At 71.2% G+C, this 20,901-nt stretch carries 15 protein-coding genes; 7 read left to right on the plus strand and 8 right to left on the minus strand.

Annotation, left to right across the window (positions count from 1 at the left end):
- Positions 1-15: 15 nt before the first annotated feature.
- The 5 genes from KV100_RS03290 (at position 16) to KV100_RS03310 (ending at position 8,633) form a co-directional block, all read left to right on the plus strand.
- Complete coding sequence (locus KV100_RS03290) at positions 16-3,156, plus strand: amidohydrolase family protein (RefSeq protein ID WP_220341470.1); 3,141 nt, start codon at positions 16-18, stop codon at positions 3,154-3,156.
- A gap of 156 nt (positions 3,157-3,312) precedes the next feature.
- On the plus strand, positions 3,313-5,340 hold the full coding sequence (locus KV100_RS03295) for a sulfatase (protein ID WP_220341471.1): 2,028 nt from the start codon (positions 3,313-3,315) through the stop codon (positions 5,338-5,340).
- 94 nt (positions 5,341-5,434) lie between these two features.
- A complete protein-coding gene (locus KV100_RS03300; RefSeq protein WP_220341472.1) occupies positions 5,435-5,719 on the plus strand; it encodes a Fe-S cluster assembly protein HesB in 285 nt (94 codons plus the stop codon).
- A 246-nt stretch (positions 5,720-5,965) separates the two neighbouring features.
- Positions 5,966-7,930: a translation factor GTPase family protein gene (locus KV100_RS20005; RefSeq protein WP_220341473.1), complete on the plus strand. Its 1,965-nt coding sequence runs from the start codon at positions 5,966-5,968 to the stop codon at positions 7,928-7,930.
- Positions 7,931-7,949: 19 nt separating this feature from the next.
- A complete protein-coding gene (locus KV100_RS03310) occupies positions 7,950-8,633 on the plus strand; it encodes a TIGR00266 family protein (protein WP_220341474.1) in 684 nt (227 codons plus the stop codon).
- 7 nt (positions 8,634-8,640) lie between these two features.
- On the opposite strand, the gene KV100_RS03315 is transcribed toward KV100_RS03310, so the two are convergent.
- A complete protein-coding gene (locus tag KV100_RS03315; protein ID WP_220341475.1) occupies positions 8,641-9,066 on the minus strand; it encodes a hypothetical protein in 426 nt (141 codons plus the stop codon).
- Positions 9,063-10,028: a hypothetical protein gene (locus tag KV100_RS03320; RefSeq protein WP_220341476.1), complete on the minus strand. Its 966-nt coding sequence runs from the start codon at positions 10,026-10,028 to the stop codon at positions 9,063-9,065. The genes KV100_RS03315 and KV100_RS03320 overlap by 4 nt, the downstream gene beginning before the upstream one ends.
- 144 nt (positions 10,029-10,172) lie before the next feature.
- Here KV100_RS03320 and KV100_RS03325 point away from each other — a divergent pair, with 144 nt between their 5' ends.
- Complete coding sequence (locus KV100_RS03325) at positions 10,173-10,910, plus strand: D-Ala-D-Ala carboxypeptidase family metallohydrolase (RefSeq protein ID WP_220341477.1); 738 nt, start codon at positions 10,173-10,175, stop codon at positions 10,908-10,910.
- Between the two features lie 48 nt (positions 10,911-10,958).
- On the opposite strand, the gene KV100_RS03330 is transcribed toward KV100_RS03325, so the two are convergent.
- Positions 10,959-11,348, minus strand: coding sequence for a PIN domain-containing protein (locus tag KV100_RS03330; protein ID WP_220341478.1), 390 nt, complete (start codon positions 11,346-11,348; stop codon positions 10,959-10,961).
- A complete protein-coding gene (locus KV100_RS03335) occupies positions 11,345-11,629 on the minus strand; it encodes a type II toxin-antitoxin system Phd/YefM family antitoxin (protein WP_220341479.1) in 285 nt (94 codons plus the stop codon). Before KV100_RS03335 ends, KV100_RS03330 begins: the two co-directional genes overlap by 4 nt.
- Before the next feature lie 153 nt (positions 11,630-11,782).
- On the opposite strand from KV100_RS03335, the gene KV100_RS03340 reads away from it, so the two are divergent.
- Complete coding sequence (locus KV100_RS03340) at positions 11,783-12,556, plus strand: hypothetical protein (protein WP_220341480.1); 774 nt, start codon at positions 11,783-11,785, stop codon at positions 12,554-12,556.
- 27 nt (positions 12,557-12,583) lie between these two features.
- Here KV100_RS03340 and KV100_RS03345 read toward each other — a convergent pair whose 3' ends face one another.
- From KV100_RS03345 to KV100_RS03360, 4 genes are read right to left on the minus strand one after another with little or no spacing between them, the layout of a single operon-like run.
- Positions 12,584-15,877, minus strand: coding sequence for an exodeoxyribonuclease V subunit beta (locus KV100_RS03345; protein ID WP_220341481.1), 3,294 nt, complete (start codon positions 15,875-15,877; stop codon positions 12,584-12,586).
- Positions 15,874-18,996 (minus strand): PD-(D/E)XK nuclease family protein, encoded by a 3,123-nt coding sequence (locus KV100_RS03350; RefSeq protein WP_220341482.1) that lies wholly within the window; start codon positions 18,994-18,996, stop codon positions 15,874-15,876. The genes KV100_RS03345 and KV100_RS03350 overlap by 4 nt, the downstream gene beginning before the upstream one ends.
- Before the next feature lie 59 nt (positions 18,997-19,055).
- Positions 19,056-19,625, minus strand: coding sequence for a hypothetical protein (locus KV100_RS03355; RefSeq protein WP_220341483.1), 570 nt, complete (start codon positions 19,623-19,625; stop codon positions 19,056-19,058).
- Positions 19,622-20,836 (minus strand): heparan-alpha-glucosaminide N-acetyltransferase domain-containing protein, encoded by a 1,215-nt coding sequence (locus tag KV100_RS03360; protein WP_220341484.1) that lies wholly within the window; start codon positions 20,834-20,836, stop codon positions 19,622-19,624. The genes KV100_RS03355 and KV100_RS03360 overlap by 4 nt, the downstream gene beginning before the upstream one ends.
- Positions 20,837-20,901: the final 65 nt, after the last annotated feature.

A 20,901-nucleotide genomic window follows, 5' to 3' on the forward strand; every position in this document is an offset into this window, starting at 1 on the left:
GCGGAGGAGACAGTGATGCATCCGAGAGTCCCGACACGCTCCCTCACCGTGGGAGCCGCCGCCGTGGCGCTGGTGGCGACCAGCGTCATGGGCGCACAAGCCGATCCGAACGGCGCACCCAAGCCGCGGACGACCACCGTCACCCTCGAGGAGGGGACCAATCTCGCCGTCGCGGCAGCACCGGACGGCAGCATGGTGATGGACCTCCACGGGATGCTCTACCGCGTCCCGGAGGGCGGCGGGAAGGCGAGACGCCTGACCGACCCGCTGCTCGAGACCGCACGTCCCGACGTCGCCTCGGACGGGCGGCTGGTCTTCCAGTCCTACCGCGACGGTCGGTTTCACATCTGGACGTCCGACGCCGACGGCAGCGACACGACGCAGCTCACCACCGGCGGGTACGACGACCGTGAGCCACGGTGGTCCCCCGACGGTCGGCACGTCGTCTTCGCGTCCGACCGCAGCGGGAGCTACGACATCTGGTCGGTGGAAGTCGCCAGCGGCGAGCTGACGCGCTGGACCACCGGTGCCGGCCAGGAGGTGACGCCGTCGTGGTCACCGGACGGTCGACGCGTCGTGTACGTCGCCGACAACGCGGTCACCGCGAGCGACCGAGCCGGTGCGGCGCAGGTGCTTGTCCCCGCCCCGGCCACCGGAACGACCCTCCAGTCACCGGCGATGGCGCCGGATGGTGAGCGCGTCGCGTACGTCGAGCAGCAGGGCACGCGCTCGGACCTGATGGTCGACGGGAAGCCCGTCACCCAGGGGTCCGACGTCTTCCTGTTCACACCGGAGTGGACCGACGGCGACACGCTGCTCTACGCCGCAGACGGCGGCATCCGTGAGGTCGCGGCCTCCGGCGGCGAGCCGTCGGAGATCCCGTTCACCGCTCAGGTACGGCTTCGCGGCGCGGACTACCGCCTCAAGAAGCACGACTTCGACGACCGTCGCCGACGCGACGTCACGGGGGTGCTCACGCCCCAGCTCTCGCCCGACGGCACGAGCATCGCCTTCGTGGCGCTCAACGACCTATGGATCATGCCGATCGGAGGGCGCCCGGAGCGACTCACGAACGACGACTTCCACGAGGTCAACCCGACGTTCTCGCCCGACGGACGTCGGCTCCTCTACTCGTCGGACCGTGCAGGCACCGAGGACCTCTACGTCCGTACGCTGCGCACGGGTGCGGAGCGACGCCTCACCGCGCTGGATTCGGCAGAGGTCTCCGGCGTGTTCTCGCCCGACGGCACGCAGGTCGCTTTCCAGGACCAGCGCGGCGCGACGTACGTGCTCGAGGTCGGCAGCGGTGCCGTACGCGAGCTGGTCCCGTCGCTGTTCGGTCCGGGCAGGCCCACGTGGTCGGCTGACGGGTCGACGATCGCATTCGCTGCCGTGAAGCAGTACTCGCAGCGCTTCCGCGAGGGCACGAGCCAGATCCTCGCCGTCGACGTCGCCACGGGGGAGCAGACCTTCCATCCTCCGGGCCGTACGCACGCCTCGATCTCCACACGCGGGGACGACGGTCCGGTGTGGTCGCCCGACGGACGGCAGATGGCGTTCGTGGTCCGGTCGACGCTGCGCGTGATGCCGGTCCAGCCGGACGGCACGCCCGCGGGGCAGCCGCGTCAGGTCAACGGCGAGGTCGCGGACGCGCCGTCGTGGAGCGGTGACTCCCGCCGCCTGCTCTATCTGAACAACGGCCGGCTCCGGCTCGCCGATGCACGCACCGGCAGGGCGCGCACGATCCGCGTGCCGCTGTCATTCCGACCCGAGCTAGCCACCGGCCGCACGGTCGTCCACGCCGGCGCCTTCTGGGACGGCGAGCGGCGCAGGCTGCGCCACGACGTCGACATCACGGTCGTGAACAACCGCATCCGCAGCATCGCCGCGCACGACCGTCACAACCATCGCGGGGTGCAGGCGATCGACGCGTCGGACCTCACGATCATGCCCGGCCTGATGGACTCGCACGTCCACCAGGAGTACGAGTCGCGGTTCTTCGGCGACCGGCAGGGCCGGATCAACCTCGCGTACGGCATCACGTCGACGTTGTCAGTCGGCGACCAGGCGTACCGCGCGATGGAGGACCGCGACGCGCTCGACGCCGGAGCGCGGATCGGTCCGCGCTTCTACGCGACGGGGGAGCCGATCGACGGCTCGCGGGTCTACTACAACTTCATGCGCCCGACCGAGACCGACAGCGACGTCGCGAGGGAGCTCGCGCGGGTGAAGGCGCTCGACTACGACTTCCTCAAGACCTACGTCCGGCTCCCGGCGGACCGGATGAAGACGGTGGTCGACTTCGCCCACCGGCTCGGGCTGCGGTCGGAGTCGCACTACCTCTCGCCGGGTGCGTTCGTGGGCCAGGACGGGACGTCGCACCTCGCGGCGACGCAGCGCCTCGGTTTCGCCCGGACGATCACGGCGACGGGGCAGAGCTATGCCGACGTGCCGACGATGTACGGCGAGGGTCGGCGCAACGTCACGACCACGCTCTTCACGACCGACTTCCTCTCGCGGGACGAGGTCACGTCCGATCCTCGGCTGCCGCTGTGGCCGTCGTGGAGGAGGGCCTCGCTCCTCGAGAGCGTCGCCGACAACGACGCCGATCCGAGCGATCCGGGCTGCGCCACGGCGCCGTGCCGCGAGGTGCGCACGATGAAGCGCATCGCCGATGCCGGCGGCCTCGTGCTCGTCGGCACCGACGCGCCGATCGACAACCCGGGCATCGGTGTTCACGCGAACATCCAGGAGATGGTCGGCTACGGGTGGACGCCGTACGACGCGCTGCGGGCGGCGATCGTCAACCCCGCGCGCTACCTCGGGGTGACCGAGGACGTCGGCACGCTGGGACGCGGCAAGGTCGCGGACCTCATCGGCGTACGTGGTGATCCGTTGACCGACGTCGACGCGGCCGCACGCGTGGAGCTGACGATGGTCGGCGGGAAGGCGTACACGCGAGACGAGCTGATCGGCCCGTTCACCGGGAGCGCCGGTGGGCGGCGGCCGGCGCCGTCCGGTCCGGCGCCGGCGACGAAGGTCAGCGAGCGTGCCGATCGCGCCGTCACCCGTAAGTACTGGTGGCACGACCCGAAGGTCGTCGCCGAGTCGTACGCCCACGCGTGCGACGCGTACGAGTCGCTGCACCAGCACTGACCGCCCCGCCCGCTGTCCGCCCGCCCTGGGACTCGGGTCCCGGGGCGGGCGCTTGCCGCAGCCTTTCGCTCATCCCGACCGAGAACCTCGACCCCTGACCCCACGCGTCACTAGCCTCGAACGGCTGCACGACTCACCTCGTGCCAGAAGTGAAAGGTGACCACGCCCATGTCGATTCCTGAGGCCTCCGAGCACGTCCCCGAACCCACCCGGCGCACCGTGCTCCGTGGCATCGCTGCGGGTGCTCTCACGCTGACGGTGGCGCCGAGCGCGGTCACCCGCGCGGACGCCGTGACGTGGCGACGCCGGCGGCGACCGAACGTCCTGGTCATCTCGATCGACGATCTCGGCTGGGACGAGATCGGCTGCTGCGGGACGAGCTTCAACGAGACCCCGCACATCGATCGTCTGGCACGCGAAGGCCTGAGGTTCGAGTCGGCGTACGCGGCGGCGTCGTTGTGCTCGCCGACCCGCGCGGCGCTCGTCACCGGCCTCTATCCCGCGCGGACGGGCATCACCGACTTCCTGCGCGGGGAGCCGGCGCCCAGCGACAAGCACCTCTCGACCGACTTCCGCACGGTGCCCGACGTTCTCGGACCGTACGGATATACGACCGGCCTGATCGGCAAGTGGCACCTGACCGAGCGCTACTCCGGCGACTACCGGAACCGTCCCGGCAACCCCTTCGCGCACGGCTTCGACGAGGCGATCGCCTCCGAAGAGCTCTACATCGGCGACGGCGACTACTTCCACCCGTACTCCTTCATGCCGAGCCTCCCGGCGCGTGAGCCCGGCGAGTACCTCACCGACCGGCTGGCGCAGGAGGCCGTCGACTTCGTCACCCGCCACCGCGACGAGCCGTTCTTCCTCCACCTGTCGAACTACGCGGTCCACACGAGCCTCGACGCGAAGCCCGAGCTCGTGGCGAAGTACCGCGCGAAGCCCGGCGCAGACGAGTCGCCCAACCGGCCGGTGCTGGCGGCGATGCTCGAGAGCATCGACGACCAGGTCGGGCGCATCGCCGCGACGCTCACCGATCTGGGGATCGCCGAGGACACTCTCCTCCTGGTCACCGCCGACAACGGCGGCCCGTACCGCGACGCCAACGTGCCGCTGCGCGGCGGCAAGGGCGAGCTGTACGAGGGCGGCATCCGCGTGCCGCTGATCGCCTCGTGGCCCGGGACGATCCGTCCTGGACGTCAGGACACGACGCCCACCAGCACGATCGACATCCTCCCGACCGCGCTCGACCTCGCCGGTGGTCGGCCCGGGCGCGAGTTCGACGGGAGGAGCATCGCGCCGCTGCTCACGGGTCGAGGTCGGCTCCGGCGCGACACGTTGTTCTGGGTCTATCCCCACTTCATCGGACGGACCCATCCGCACGCCGCGGTGCGGCACGGTCGGCACAAGCTCGTCCAGTACCTGCGTGACGGACGGACGGAGCTGTACGACCTCACGCGTGATCCCGGCGAGACGACGGACATCTCCGCCGACGAGGTCGTGACCGAGCGGATCCTGCGCGCGATGCTCCGCGCCCACATGGCCGATGTGGAGCTGCTTCCGCCAGCGCCGTCGAGGCGCGCGTACCCACGCCGCGAGCTCGCCGAGACCTTCGACGGCGACCTGTCGCGCTGGACGACCCTGCCGGTCGGCGCGCGGCTGGGGGAGGTGGCCGTACGGGACGGGCAGCTCGCCGTCTCCGCCTCGCGGCTGACGCACCTCGTCTTCCGCTCCGACGTGTCACCGACCTCCGACGAGGTCGCGCTCGTCCTGGATCCCGGGACGTTCGCAGAGTCGGGCAACCAGGACACGGTGTTCGTCGGACTGGCTGAGGATGCCGACAACTACCTGCTCTTCCGCTACCACAACGGGCTGAACCGGGTCGGCTGGGATCTTCGGGTGGGCGGCACGCTCATCACCGCCGGTGCCGAGCCGCTGGGGAACCTTGACGGGACGGTCGACCTCGCGGGAGCAGGTGCTCGGTACGCCTTCGTGCTGCGCGGCACCACCGCGACCGCGTACGCCGACCAGGGGACCGGGTGGGAGTTCCTCTTCTCCGTCGACGTCGGGGGAGCGATCGACCTCGCGGACCCGGCCGTACGCGCGAGGTTCCGGTACGCGACGAGCATCCGCCTGGACGACGGCACGATCACGCTCGACGGGGTCACCGCGCACCGCCGCTAGGCGAGTCGAGTGTCCACCCAGTGGACGCCCGACTTGAACGGGCCGACATCCCGACGAACGGTGGGGAGATCTGACCGCCACGGAAGGAGAGCTCATGCTCACCCTCACCGAGAACGCCAGCGACATCGTCACGACGCTCATCAACAAGCAGGTCCCGTCCGAGGACGGAGGGCTCCGCATCAGCGGACCGACGGACGAGGGGTTCGCCATCTCGGCGGTCTTCGTCGGAGAGCCGGGCGACACGCTCGTCGAGTCGGGAGACGCCAAGGTCTACCTCGACGGCGCCGCCTCGCAGGTGCTCGACGACAAGATCCTCGACGCCCAGGTGACCAGCGAGGGCGCCGTTCAGTTCCAGCTCGCCGAGCGTCCGGAGCAGTAGGCACGCCGTACGACACCGTCGTACGAGAGAGCCGCCCGCGGCCTCGGCATCCGTCGAGACCGCGGGCGGTTTCGTCTCGTCACGGCCCATGGGGCCGCAACCGGTGGCAGTCCGTCGAAATCCGTTCGACCGTTTCGCGCCTGCCGTGCCAGGGTGCAGACAACCGACCACCAGTGAGAGGCACCACGAGCATGCCAGCAGCGACCACGCCCCGGACCGTCTTCCGTCCAGTCGTGGAGCTGCCCTGTGATCTCGTCCCCACTCACCCTCGGAGTCGTCGCGCACGTTGATGCCGGCAAGACCAGCCTGACCGAACGACTCCTGTATGACGCCGGTGCCGTTGCCGCTCTCGGCAGCGTCGACGCCGGAACCACCCGCACCGATGCCTCCGACCTGGAGCGTCGGCGTGGGATCACGATCCGTGCCTCCGTCGCGACCTTCGCGCTCGACGACCTCGCGGTCACGATCGTGGACACGCCGGGCCACCCGGACTTCATCGCCGAGGTGGAGCGTTCGCTGCTGATCCTCGACGCCGCGGTGCTCGTCGTGTCCGCGGTCGAAGGCGTACAGCCTCAGACGGTCGCCATCTGGCGCGCCCTCCGGCGGCTCGGCGTGCCGACGCTGTTCTTCGTCAACAAGGTGGACCGGCGCGGCGCCGATCTCGACCACGTCGTCTCGCAGGTACGGCGGCGGCTGACGGTCGACGTCGCCGTGCTCTCGCACGTACGGAACATCGGGCACCGCGACGCGAGCGTCGAGGCGGCGGAGTCCGACGACCCGCGGCTGATCGAGGCGGTCGCGTCGGCTGACGACGACGTCCTGGCGTGCTGGGTCGAGGGCCGGCCGATCATGCCGGACCAGCTCGCGGCGGGCCTCCGCGACGCCGTACTCCGACGGGCCGTGACCCCGCTCCTCGCCGGCTCAGCGATCACCGGCGCCGGCATCGATGCCCTGCGTGACGCGATCACGACGCTCCTTCGCCCGGCTCCGGCGGCGAAGGGCCCGACCGGCGGGACAGTCTTCGCGATCGAACGCGACGTGCGGGGCCGTCGCGCGTGGGTCCGATGGTGGTCCGGCACGCTCCGAGTGCGCGAGAAGGTCACCGCGGCCGGTCTCCCCCCGGCCCCCGTGACCGAGATCGCGGTGAGTCGACCCGGCGGCCTGCAGACGACGAGGTCGGTCGAGGCGGGCGAGGTCGCGGTGGTGCGAGGGCTGGACGTCCGGATCGGCGACGTGCTGGGGAGCGCACCGGGACGGACCTCGTACCGCTTTCCTCCGCCGACGATGCAGACCGTGGTCAGCCCGGACGACCCGACGCAGCGGGCGACGATGTTCGCCGGGCTCGCCGACCTCGCCGACGAGGACCCGTTGATCGACCTGCGTGTCGACGAGGTCGAGGGGGAGGCCGTCGTCCGGCTCCATGGTGAGGTGCAGAAGGAGGTCATCGCCGCCGTCCTCGAGGAGCGTTACGGCGTGCGGGTCAGGTTCGCGGAGACCTCGGTGGTGTGCCTCGAGCGGGTCGTCGGCGACGGCGACGCGCTCGAGGAGATCTGCGTCGCCGGCAATCCGTACCTGGCAACGATCGGCCTTCGGGTGGAGCCGGGAGCGCGGGGGAGCGGCGTCGCGTTCTCGGCGGGCAGCGAGCGTGGCAACCTCCCACCGGCGTTCGTGGCTGCGACGGAGGAAGGTGCCCGGGCGGCGCTCCGACAAGGGCTCCGTGGGTGGGAGGTCACCGACTGCCTCGTCACGATGACGACGTCGGGCTACTGGCCTCGGCAGAGCCACGCGCACCAGTCGTTCAACAAGGCCATGTCCAGCGTCGGCGCCGACTTCCGCAACCTCGCGGCGGTCGTCGTCATCGCCGCGCTCGAGCGGGCCGGGACGCAGGTGTGCCAGCCGATCGACCGGTACGAGGTCGAGCTCCCCGACAAGGCGCTGGCGCGCGTGCTCTCGCTCATCGGCCGGCTCGGCGGGACGGTGGCCGGATCGGCGCCTCAGGACGGCTTCACCGTGCTCACCGGTCACCTCCCCTCGGTGGCGGTGCCGGAACTCTCGCGTCGCCTGTCCGACCTGAGCGGTGGGGAGGCCGTGCTGACCGCGTCGCTGGACCACCATGCACCCGTACCGCAGGGCGGCACGCCGCCGACCCGACGACGGACCGGTGCAGACCCCCGAGACCGCGACGCGTGGTTCCACAGCGTAAGGCGGTAGGAGTTGGCACACTGCCCACATGGACATCGATATCACCAGCCGCCCTGGCTACGCCGCTGCCGTCTGCACCCTCTCGCCCGGCGAGTCGGTCAAGGCCGAGGGTGGAGCGATGATGGCGATGTCGTCCAACGTCGAGATCCAGACCTCGACCGGCGGCGGCATGCTCAAGGGTCTGCGTCGAGCGGTGCTCGGTGGCGAGTCGTTCTTCGTCAACACCTTCACTGCGCAGGGTGGGCCGGGCACGATCACCTTCGCGCCCGTGCTGCCCGGCGACATCGTGACGTGGACGTTGAGCGGAGAGACCGTGTTTCTCCAGTCGGGGGCCTACCTCGCCGCCGGACCCGAGATCGAGGTCGACAGCAAGTGGGGCGGCGCGAAGACGTTCTTCGGTGGCGAGGGTCTGTTCATGCTCCGCTGCACGGGCACCGGGCCGTTGCTCGTCGCGAGCTACGGCGCGATCGAGACGATGGACCTCGCGCCGGGGGAGCGGCACGTCGTGGACACCGGTCACCTCGTCGGCTGGAGCGAGGGGGTCGACTTCAAGGTGCGCAAGGTTGGCGGCTGGAAGTCGACGCTGCTCAGCGGGGAGGGTTTCGTCGTCGACCTGACCGGCCCCGGACGGGTCTATCTGCAGACGCGGAGCCAGGATGCGTTCCTCGGCTGGCTGATCCCGAAGCTGCCGCGGGACACCAGCTCGAACTGACACCCGCTCACCGTGCCGGGTCGACCGAGGGAGCAGGACCTCGCGTCTCGGGGTCGGCGTTGACCCAGTCGGTGATCGCGTTGCCGATCTCGTCACCGCGAGGTGTCGTGTTGAGCCAGAAGAGGTCCCACATCTGGGGGTACGGGTCCGCGCGCCGTGCCCACTCGCGCGCGAGGCGGCGGAGGTTCTCGGGCTCGCTTCCGTCCCAGGGGACGAATCGGCTGTCCTTGCCCAGCTCACCGATCTCGATCAACCCGCTCGCGGAAAGCCGCGCGATGACACCGATGCAGAGATCGCGGAGGTCCGCAGGGTCGAGCGCGGACGCGGAGTCGAGATTGCGGGCGATACCGATGACCTCTGAGGCATCAACCCAATCGAGGCAGCCGCTGGAGAGGATCTCTTGATCAAGGGTCAGGCCATCTGCCGACTTCATTGGATATGAACCTTCCGTTTGATGCCGTCCCCAGCGATGACGTCGATCGTGACACCACCACTTCGTGATTCCTCCCGGAGTCCGATGATGATGCCATCTGGGCGCTTGACGGCGATTCCGTCGTAGCGATCGATCTCGGTGGGCAGACCTCGGGACGTGAGGCGACCGTAGAGGTCGCGGAGCTCTTGCTCGGTTGCGACCGTACGAACGTGCCGCCGCCGGCCGTGTGGGAGCTCATCGAGGACGTCGGCGACGTCGTCGACGTAGTTGCTGGTGTCCTTGACGTCGTCGGCATTCTCGAAGGCTTTGAGCAGCTTGCGGAGCTTGAGCAGCTTGCCGATCGGTAGGACCGAGGCGGCCTCGACCAGGCAGTCCGCGACGTTGCCGGTCTCGGGAAGACAGGCGCGTGGATCGCCCAGCAGGACCGTCAGCGCCGTGATCGCGGCGGGGTCGCCGCCGCGCCGGGGCCGTGTCACGGGCGGCGCGTACGAGGAAGGCACGGGCCCGAGCCCGCCGAGCCGTCGCCAGCCGTCGTCCGACGGGCCGGCGTCGAGGAGCCTGGCGAGCTGCCGCGCGGCGTCGTCGAGCGAGCCCTCCAGCACGGCGTGCCGGCGATGAAGGTCGGCGGTCGTCGCCGCGCGAGTATCGGCGGCGGCCACGTCGTACTCCGTGTTGAGCGCCTCCACACCTGCGTCGTAGATCGTCACGCTGACAGCCCAGGCCCGGACGACGGTCGCCGCGTATCGGGAGCGCTCGTCGACCTGGCCACCCAGCGCCATGACCGGCCCCGCCCCCAGCGGGATCGCGGTGAGGAGCGACCCTTCGACGTGGGACGAGGCCGCCACGACCCGGCGGACCGTCTCGTCCACGACGGAGCCCACGGCAGTGGCGCGGCCCTCGATCTCGCCGGCCGAGGCAAGGATCTGCTCGGGTGACGCGGGGTACGGGTCGAACAGCGGCATGCGCCGAACTGTCCCGCGAACCGACCGTCACGCGTCAGCGTTGTCCACAGCCTCCCTCAGGCGGTGCGCCCGCGGTTGGGGGTTGCCAAGATCGACGAGTGCGACGAACCTTGGCACAACGATCCTCACCCCTGGAGGCAGACCGTGGTCCGATCCATCCGTCATCTCGTCGCAGCACTTGCCCTCGTGATCGCCACCACCACGCTCGGCGTGGTCGCCACGGCCGGTCCGGCCTCTGCCGACGCCTGCTACACGTGGTCCCGCACGCTGTCCCAAGGATCGACGGGTGACGACGTCCGTCAGCTCCAGATCCGGGTGTCGGGCTATCCCGGCTCCGGGGGTGTCCTCGCCCTCGACAGCAGCTACGGCCCCGCCACCAAGGCGGCCGTCACGCGCTTCCAGCAGGCGTACGGTCTCACCGCCGACGGAGTCGCGAACGCCCAGACGTACTCCAAGATCTACGCGCTGCAGGACGACGACTGCACGCCGGCCAACTTCAGCTATGCCGAGCTGAACCGGTGCAACAGCACCTGGTCGGGCGGGGCGGTGTCCGCTGCGACGGCACGGGCGAACGCCCTCGTCACGATGTGGAAGCTCCAGGCACTCCGCCACGCCTTGGGTGATCGACCACTGACGGTCAACAGCGGCTTCCGCAGCACGTCGTGCAACAGCGCGGTCGGAGGAGCGTCCAACAGTCGGCACCTCTACGGCGACGCCGCCGATCTCGGTGCCGGCTCCCAGGGGTTCTGCACGATCGCGAAGCAGGCACGCAACCACGGGTTCGCGATGATCCTGGGGCCGGGCTACCCAGGTCACGACGACCACGTCCACGTGGCAGCACCCGCGTCGCGTTTCTGGTCCGCACCCACCTGCGGCATCTGAGCTGCCCGTCTGGCGGGCATCACAGATGCCCGCCAGGCGGGACAGCGCTCACGGGTGGACGATGTCGATCTCGGTGATCCGCGAGCCGAAGTCGCGTCGGTTGATCGTCACGAACTGGTCGGCACCCGCGGTGATCGCGGTGGCGAGGTGCAGCGCGTCGGGAGTCTTGAGCCGGTGCCGGAGCTTGAGGGCGGCAGCCACCACGGCGACGTCCTGAGTGACGGGGAGGAGGGCGAGCCGGCCAAGGATCGCGATCATGCGGAGGCGCTCGTCACGACGGTCGTCGGCGACCGTGAGCGCCTCGGTGAAGAGCAGCGTCGATCCGATCCCGACCGGCACGTCGGGAGACGAGGCATCGATCGCGTCGAGCAGGATCGCGCCCCGCTGGTCGGCGACCGCAGCACAGATGACGACGCCAGCGTCGAAGGCGACCGTCACCAAGAGTCTCGGTCCGCGCGGAGCGACCGGACCGCGGCGTCCGCATCCGCCTCTCGGGGCGCGCGGGGAAGCGGGAGCCCTCGATAGCTGTCGACCTCGTCGGCGATGGCGTCGGCCGCCGCGAAGAGATGGTCCGCGCGTGCCGCTCGTGCCGTGCGGGGAGCGGAGAGGCGGGCCACCGCGCGGCCGTGGCGGGTGATCGTGATCTCCTCGCCAGCCTCGACGCGGTCCAGCAGCGCCGCCAGCTGGGCCCGTGCCTGACTCATCGTGACGGTAGACATGTACAACAACGTACAGCGATGTACACACGGCGGACGTCGCGGGTCGACCGCGCGAGTGGAACGTGGTGTCCGTGCTCCGATACGGTGACGCGCACCCCCGCCCTCCACGGGAACGCTCGACCCCCGTGACTGCCCTCGGCCAAGGACTCCCGCATGCTCGACGACCACGCCACCACGACCGCGACGGGGCGCTCCGTCCCTGAGCTCGCCCTGGTCGACCTCGATGAGCAGGCCTTGGAGAGATGGGCCAGCAACGGCATCCTGATCGAGCGTGTGATGCAGCGCTGCAGCGCGCGCGAGGAGTTCCCCGTGGCGTCCGGGTCGTCGTTGTCGGCCGACGACATCACCAGCGGCCCGTACGCCACCAGCCAGACCCTTCGGCGGTGCCTGACCGCGGGGATCGATCACCTGCATGCCGTGAAGACACTCGTGGTCGACGCGCACGCCCCGCACTCGGCGGCCACCTGGTCGCTCGCGCACGGCGCGTTGGAGAACCTCGCCACCGCCTACTGGATCCTCGGACCCGCCAGCCGCGACGACCGCATCGAACGCACCTTGCGATGGCACGCCCAGGACATCGCCGACTCCGAGGCGGCGACCCGGCACCTCCGCCTGCCGAGCCTTCCCCCCGCCGAGGCGCGGCTGATCTCCCTCGAGATGGTCGCGCGTCGTCGTCGGCTCGACGTCGACGAGGTCCGGCGCGGCTATCGCGTCGAGACAGCCGTCGCGTACGCCGACGCGCAGCTCCCGCGGCCGAGCCTCGGGGTGCTCCTTCCGTGGACGCTGGGCTCTGCCTTCGCCCACGGACGCCCGTGGGCCGCGCTCGGCGCTCCGACCAACGCCCTCCTGCCCGCCCTGGCCGCGCTCCAGCTGCTCGAGGCCTTCCTGGCGCTCTACGAGCAGCGTGCCCGCAACGCGCTGGTCTGACGCGAAGCCGGCGTTGCGACGTCGGGCTCACCGACCGACGGGGACCTCCCACGCCTCACGGCCGACGCCGAGGAAGAGCAGCGACGTCGTGACAGAGGCACCGGTCGCCGCGCGGAGGCACTCCTCGTACGCCGCCACCTGCGGGCGGTAGAAGGCCGTCCGTGCGCCGAGCGCAGCCTGCGGGACGTCGTCGGTCTTGTAGTCGACGACGTGCAGCGTGCCGTCGTCGTCGCGGTAGATCAGGTCGACGAAGCCTTCGATCATCGTGCCGTCCTCGCTGACGGTGCCGACGTAGGACTCCCGCCAGTGCTCCCGCTCAGCGGCACGTCTCACCACCGGCGCCTTGAGCGCGGAGGCTGCGAGAGCGCGAACCTCGGCGGAGAAGTCCGTCACGGCCTCGGCGCGGCACTGCGCAGCGACCGCGTCGTCGAGCCCCGCACCGGTGGCCAGGTCGACCGCCTGCAGCACCCCGTGGACCGCACGTCCGACCGCCGACCCGTAACGACCTTTGCGCCACGGGGGGAGCTCGACGTCGCGCCCACCCTTGGCGCGGCCGGCGTCTGCCGGCGGGGTGTCGAGGAGAACGATCTCCGGATCGGTCCCTTCGAGGCCCGAGGCGCTCTGGACCGCGGTGAGTCGGGTTGCGGCACGTGCGTCGTCCAACAGGGCCTGCCAGGCGGCGGGATCGGGCGGCGGCATGGGAGAAAGGTCACGCCGACGTCCACGAGCGCCTTCGGCAGGAGCGGAGTCGCCGTCGAGGCCGGAAGCGTCGGTCGCCCAGGCGTTCTCTCCTGCACCGGCGTCGGCGAGGATGCACGCGTTGGTGTCGGTCTTGTCGGCCACCCGGTGCAACGACACCACGAGATGGTCGCGCGCTCGGGTCGCACCGACGTACAGCAGGCGCCGACGCTCCAGGGCGTCCATCTGCTCGTCGACCGGGGCCGCTTCCTCGAAGTCGTTGGTCTGGACCTGCCCGACGAGCCGCACCTCGTAGCCGTCGTCGGTCCAGAGCAGCTGGACGCCCTTGCGCCGTTGTGAGCGGGTGCTCATGCCGGAGAGCACCACCACGGGGAACTCCAGGCCCTTGGCCCCGTGGATGGTCATGATCCGGATGGCGTCCACGTCGGTCTCGGGCAGCACCGCCTCGGCGACGCGCGCCGCGTCGTCGGCCTGACGCCTGGCCCACTCGAGGTAGGCACGGAGCCCTCCGTGCTCCACCTCCGACCACGCGCGGGCCTGGTCCACGACGAAGCGCAGGCGTCGCCACCCGTCGCGGGCGCGGGGGCCGACCGCGGCGGTCTCCAGCATCACCCGCTCGGCCACGATCGTCGTAAGGACCTCGCTCGGCGTCATCCAGCGAGCCCGGCGGACGAGGTCGCGCAACGCGTCCAACCCGGCAGCCACCGGATGATTGGGCCGTTCGAGGCGTTCGAGCGTCTTCGTGGTGGGAGCGAGCACGTGGAACGACCCGCCGGCGTGCTTCCAGGACCAGAGGTCGTCGTCGCCGCACCCGAAGAGCGGCGAGCGCAAGGACTGCACGCTCGCAAACTGGTCGCTGGGATCCGCGATCGTCTGTGCAGCCGTCAGGAGGTCTCGGACCTCGGCCGCCTGGTAGACCAGCGAGCTGGACTCGGCCCGGTAGGGGAGGCCCTCGCGGTCGAGCGCGGTCTCCAGCGCCTCGAGCGAGAGGCGGGACGGGATGAGGATCGCCACGTCCGCGAGCACGACCGGTCGCCACCCCCCGGTCCGCTCGTCCCGCACTGTCCAGCCCTCGTCGAGCGCCCGCCGGATGGTGGCGGCCACGTCGGCAGCCTCGAGGGCACGCAGCGCATCTGCTCTGATCGACTCGGTGTGCTCCACGCGACCGAGCACCGTGACCGCCGGTCCGACGGACGGGTGCTCGCTCCGCGCGGGGCCGAGCGGGGCGTACTCCGGTTGGGAGCGGGGTGACGCCTCGATCACGGTCGCGAAAACGTCGTTGACCCACCCCAGAACGGGAGCGACGGTGCGGAAGTTGGTGGTCAGCGTCACGCGGTCGTCGGCTCCGAACCAGTCTCGGGCGTCCAGGTAGAGCGCGATGCTCGCGCGGCGGAACCGGTAGATCGACTGCTTCGGATCGCCGACGACGAAGAGCGAGCCCGGCGGGACGACGACGTCGTGCCAGTCCTCGGCGTCGGCGTCGCGGCCACCGGCGATGCGGACGGCAAGCTCGATCTGGATCGGGTCGGTGTCCTGGAACTCGTCGAGGAGGATGCGCCGGAACTGTGTCTGCAGAGCGGCACGCACGTCCGCGTCGCGGCGCAGCACGTCGCGCGCCAGGACGAGCAGGTCGTGGAACTCGACGCGGCCCTCCGCGGCCCGGCGCTCGGCGTCGGCGCGCACCCGGTGAGCGATCCAGGATGCGAGCGGCCGCAGCGTCGCCTCGGTCACCTCGTGGGCGACGGAGGCGGCGCGAGCCTGGAGCTCTTTGCACGCTGCCTTCAGACCCGCGAGATCGGGCCAGTTCGCGCCGCGCCCGTACGACGTCTTGAGCGTGTCGGCGCGGAGGAGCGTCGTGTATCGAGCGCGATCGTCGACCGCGGTCCGGAGCTCGTCGCCCCAGGCACCGAAGGCGGCCAGACGAGGGAGGAACTTGTCGCTCTCGTCGGTGCACTCGTCAGCCCGCGCCGCGAGTCTGGACGCTGCCTCCCAGAGCGCGGACAGGTCGGGCAGCACGATGGCCGGGGCGCGCTGCGGGACACGGTCGGCGATGAGGTCCCAGTCGGCGTTGAAGGCGCGGGTCAACGAGCGGAGGTGGGCAAGTCGCACGTCGGCGGCGAGGGCGAGGAGCAAGGCCGTGCCCATCGCGTCGTCGTCGAGGAGCTCGCGCTGCATGACCGTCCAGCGCTCCTCGAACGCCACCGAGGACGCGACCTCGTCGAGGACCTCGATCAGCGGAGGGAGACCCGCCTCGATCGGGTGTCGGGTCAGGATGCGCTGCGCGAAGGCGTGCAGCGTGCCGATGGCGGCGGAGTCGAGGTCCTCGAGAGCTTCGGAGGCGCGCGCCTGGCGCTCCGGCATCACCGACGAGCGTCGCGCGCCCTCGAAGGCGACGCGCAGCCGGTCCCGCAGCTCGGCCCCGGCCTTCTCGGTGAAGGTGACCGCGACGATGTGGCGAAGCGGCACGGGCGCCTCGGCGTCGAGCACCAGGAACGTCACCCGGTCGACCAGTGCTCGGGTCTTGCCGGAGCCGGCCCCGGCGTCGACGAACAGGTTGCGGTCGGTCTCTGTCGTAATCCGGTCGCGGGCGGGCTTGTCGTTCAGGGTCGTGAGCGACGTCATGCCAGCGCCTCAGGGTCGACGAGCTCGATCAGGTGCACGAGCGCGGCGTCGCTCCGCTTGTCCTCGTAGCGCTGTCGCGCCTCCTTGTGGCCGAGGCCGCCCGGTGTGCAGAACTCGCACTCGACGAAGCCGTACGCCGGTTGCGCGCTCGGGCGTCCGATGAAGACGCCCGCGGCGATGCCGTCGACGAGCGTCTGGAGCGTCTGGGCGTAGCGCGCCTCGAGATCGTCGTCGAGCGTGACCGGGATCCGCTCACCGGCGTTGCGGCGGACGAACCAGTACATCGCCTCGACACCGGTGACCGGCTTGTCGGCGACGCGCTCACGCGCCGCCAGCGCGTACACGGGGAGCTGGAGCTTTGTCCCGGCGGCGACCGGGTCCTGCCCCAGCTCACGGAACGGGTCCGCCCGGCCGGTCTTCACGTCGGTGACCAGAAGGACGCCGTCACGTGTCCGGTCGACCTTGTCCGCACTGCCGCGCATCAGCAGCCGACCGTCCGGCAGTGCGACAGCGACGGGGTCTCGATCGCTCCCGATGCCGAACTCGAGCTCGCTTCGGACGACCTCGGCGTCACGCCGCGCCCGATAGACGTCGTCGTCCACGAGCATGCGTGCGACCACCTGCCGCAGGGCGTCCAGCTCGGCTTCCCACAGCCGCCGGTGGCCGGTGAGCCCGCGCTCGACGAGATCGATCGCACGCTCGGTGACGAGCTCCTGCAGCCGCTGGTGCTGCGACGCGGTCCAGGGTTCGGCGTACGACGGGAGAGTGCCGGCGCCGGCGCTCTCGGTGATGAGGGCATCCAGCGCGCCGTGCACCAGGGTGCCGATCTCCGCCGCCGAGATCTGGACGATCTCCTCGGGCTGCTCCAAGGGCTCCACGCGGAGCAGTCGCTGGACGAAGTAGGCGAAGGGACACCGCGCGTACGACTCGAGGGCGGTGGGTGAGACCACCTGATCGCTGTGCGCGTAGTCGGGAAGGCCGGCCGCACCGGCGAGGTTGCCGTCGTAACGGGTGAACCGGGTGCTCGCGCGTGCGTCGATCAGGGCACGTGCCGCGGAGAGCAGCGCAGCGGGCTCCGGTGCGAGCAGGGTCCCGCTGGCTGCGGCGCGGATCTGCCACTCCTGCTCGGACGCCGGGAGGTCGGTCGTGAGGATGCCGTCGGCGAAGGAGCGGCTGCCGACGAGGAGTCCGTCGGTGGACGCGCGGTGCTTGTCTGGGCGGTCCCACTCGGTCGCCGCGAGCTCCTTGTTGCCGGTGAGCTCGCGCAGGCTGGGAAGCAGGAACTGGCTCGGGATCCGCGTGGTGCTGCGCCGCAGGTCGCCCCGCGGGAAGGACGCGGTCGACCTCGGCGCCGCGGCCAGCGCAGCGAGGAGGTGGCGCTGCTTGTCGTCGAGGGTCGAGCGGAGAGGATCCAGCTCGCCGGTGGCCGTGCGGAGCGTGTCGCTGAGCAGCGCGTCCTCGTGCAGGCGGCCCGGGAACGAGTCCTCGCTCAGACCGAGCACGAACACCTCGTCGAGGTCCATGCCGACCGCTGCCGACACCGGACCGACGAAGACTCCCTCGCCGTAGCGACCGACGCGGGGGAGCGAAGACTCCAGCTCGACGGCAAGGATCTCCGCGAGCGTCTCGACGTCGACCGGGAGCTCGAACGCGTCCAGCGCCGCCAGACCGTGGATCGCCGACTCGACCGCGACTGCGGCGTACTGCTCCTCGGCAGGGAGCGCGGCCCACGCCTCGGACGTCCCGTACAGGTCGTGAAGGAGGTCGAGCGCCCACGTGCGCAGGTCCTGCCAGCGGCTGATCCGCGCGGCCTCCTCGAACCGTTGCTCGAGGAGGTAGACGAACTCCAGCATCGCGCCGGCGGCGCCGATCTCCCGATCGGCGGCCGCGACAAGTCCCTCGCGCGGGCTCTCCTGCGCGAGCTCCTGGTCCTTGAGCCGCAGCTGGTCGGCGATGAAGGTGGTCGTACGCGTGCGCCAGTCGCCTCGTCCGACGATGCCCGCGCGCCGTGAGATCCGCTCCCACCGCGAGACCGGGACGCGCCGGTCGGAGAAGGCGAGCACCGGTGCCTCGGCGAGTGCGGTGAACGTGTCCGCCCGGCCGAGACCGGTCCGGCCGGCGTCGAGGATGCCGAGGAGACCGCGTGCGATCGCGCGCTCCTGCACGGCGCGGGTCGCCGGGCCGTTGACGGTGAGCCCGCTCGCCTCGAGGTGCTCGTGGAGCTGGCGCGCGTAGGGGACGCGGGCGCCATAGAGGATGGCGACCCGGTGCGCGGGCGTTCGGTCCAGGGTTGCGACGACCTCGCGCACGACGCAGCGGACCTCGTCGTCGGCATCGGAGGCGTGCAGGACCCGAGAGGCGACAGGGCGAGGGACGGCCGTCTCCTCCGGGACAGCGAGCCCCATGAGATCGAGGCTGTGACGGACGGCGGAGTCCGCGCGCCGAACCCCCGTCATGCCCGCGACGACGACGCAGTCGGACGTCCCGGCCAGCGCACGCGCGAGTCCCGACTCGGCCCGGGTGAGGCGTTGGGGAAGGAAGAGGACGACCGCACCGAGCGGGGCGGCGCCCGGGGCGCCCTGCTCCACGAGACGGGTTGCCTCGCGCAGCAGGTCGGTCGCGTCGTACGACACCGGGTCGGTGAGGGCCACCACCTGCTCGTGCAGGCGGATGAGGTCGGCCGAGAGGCCCGTGGAGTCGCGCGCACGGGCGCGGCCGCCCGGGGAGAGGTCGCGGAGCTCTCGATGAGCGGCGACCAGGGCACGGATCGTCGCGGGATGGTCGGTCACCGGAGCGAAGACGCCGGGGTCCTGGTCGAGCGCCTGGCGCCACGCGGCGGCGAGGACCGGCTGCGTCGCCGGCCGTCGAGGGTCCATCCGGGCCGCGGCGACCTGCTCGGCGAGCCGGGGCAGGGTGGTCACGGTCAGCGCGGCGACACCGGGCGCGCCGTCGCGCAGGCCCAGAGCGAGGTGACGCCGCGCGACGATCCCGGCGACGTTGGTCGGCACGAGCACGGTGACGGGCGCCATGGGGTCGGTGCACTTGGCCTCGGCGACCACCGCGGTCAGCGCGTCGAGTGCGGCTCGCCCGTAGGGCGCGGTCAGGACCCGAGTCGACATCCGCCCCCCTCTCGTGCTCTCCCGACCGTAGCGGGGTCAAGGGAGGTTCGGGGCGAACCTCAGCCGCAGGAGTCGCACACGCCGGTCGCCGGCATCTCGAGGAAGCACCGCGGGCAGACGACGCCGGGACGCTCGACCTTGCGGAGCGTGGGCTCCCGGCGCGACGTCCGTGGGGCGTGCGCGGCGACCCGGGAGGACGGTCGGGGCCGGCCGCCGTCGGAGGGGAGCGGCGCACCGTACCGCTGGTAGCACGCGAACCGCTGCGCAGCCGCGTGGCGATCCGGATCGGCGACCGGCGAGCCGGTCACCCGCGCCACGGCCTCGCGGTAGCCGTCGGCGACCGTCCCGTCGGCCCGCACGCACAGCGACGTGATCGCGGGCTCGCCGCGCTCGTGGGCGTCGGCGGCGACCTCGGCGAGGACGTCGCCGATCCAGGTCGCCGACTGACCCTGCGCCTTCACGCCCGTACGCCGTTGCACCTCGGCCGCGAGGTCCTGATCGGTGACGTCACCGCCGTACTCGCGCGCCTTCTCGACGAGCACCTCGCGGGCGCTCTTGACCCAGAAGTGCAGTGCGGTCTCGTACGCGACCGGCTGTCCGTCGCCGATCCGGAAGGTCGTGGCAGTCACGGATCGATCGTACGGCCGCCTCCTCCGACGGCCTGTGCCGCACCCCGGGCGGCGGCTGCGGCGGCCGCCTCGAGCGGCCCGCGGCCGACGTAGCGGCGCCACGGGACCGCGATCAGCGCCGCCACGGTGACGTGGACGAGGAGCGCGTGGTCGATCGTGCGCGGGAGCAGCGTCGAGATGAGGACGACGTGCAGCGAGTAGAGCGTGAACGTCATGCTCCCGATCGCGGCGGCAGGCCAGAGGAACCGCCCGATCACGTGCTCCAGCATCAGCATCAGACCCAGCACGGCCAGCGAGGTCCCGAGGGTGTGGAGGAGGTCCGGCGGCGCGCCGGAGTGCGGTGAGGCGATCCCCAGCCATGCCCACGAGGAGGTGGGTGTCTTCCCCGCGAACCCGACGTGCAGGAGGTTCTCGTCGACGGGCACCCACGCGAGGGTGTCGCCCGTGCCGGCCGCCTTCAGCACCTCGAGTCCGCCTCCAGCGAGCCAGCACGACGAGCTCACCCACGCTGCGATCGCCAGGAGGGTGCCCGTCACCGCGATGCCGGCGGCGACACCGATCCGACCGAGCGGGAGCCTGCCGACGCCCATGCCCACGAGGAGGTAGGCCGTCCAGGTCACCACCGGGTAGTAGCCGGTGAGAAGAAGGTTGACCACGGTGTCGGCGGGATCGGTGACGACCGTGACGATGTCGGGCACCGCCGAATCCAGCGGCACCGTCACCGTGTGGCGCAACGCCTGGCTGATCACCGGCATGACGACCGCGGCGACGAGGCCGAGCCCGATCAGCCAGCCCGCGCTCAGGCGGAGGAACGGCAGCGCGACCAGGAAGAGCACGCCGTAGTAGCAGAGGATGATCGCCAGTCCCGACTCGAACGAGCCGAGGACGAGGCCGACCGCGAAGATCACGCCCGCTCGTGCCGACGTTGCGGCCGCAGCCTGGAGCCACGAGCGCCCGCGCGGGGGCCGGGTGCCGCCGCTGGCGAGCGCGATGCCGACGCCGGCGAGCAGCGCGAACAGGGCGGAGGCACGCCCTGCCGCGAGGAGATGGGCCGTGGACGTCGAGCCGTCCGGCCCGACCCGGGACTCCAGGTGGGTCGCCATCATGCCGATCAGCGCGACGGCGCGCGCCGCGTCGACCCCGAGCAGACGCCGCGTGGCGAGGATGGTCGATCGCTCACGTCTGCGCGTGTCGGCCGCCGGGGAGGACATCGTCGCCCTTGCTCAGACCACGATCACGAGGGTCACATCGCCGGTCATGCGCTCAGCGTACGGCC

Source organism: Mumia sp. zg.B21 (assembly GCF_019550855.1).
Classification (GTDB): Bacteria; Actinomycetota; Actinomycetes; order Propionibacteriales; family Nocardioidaceae; genus Mumia.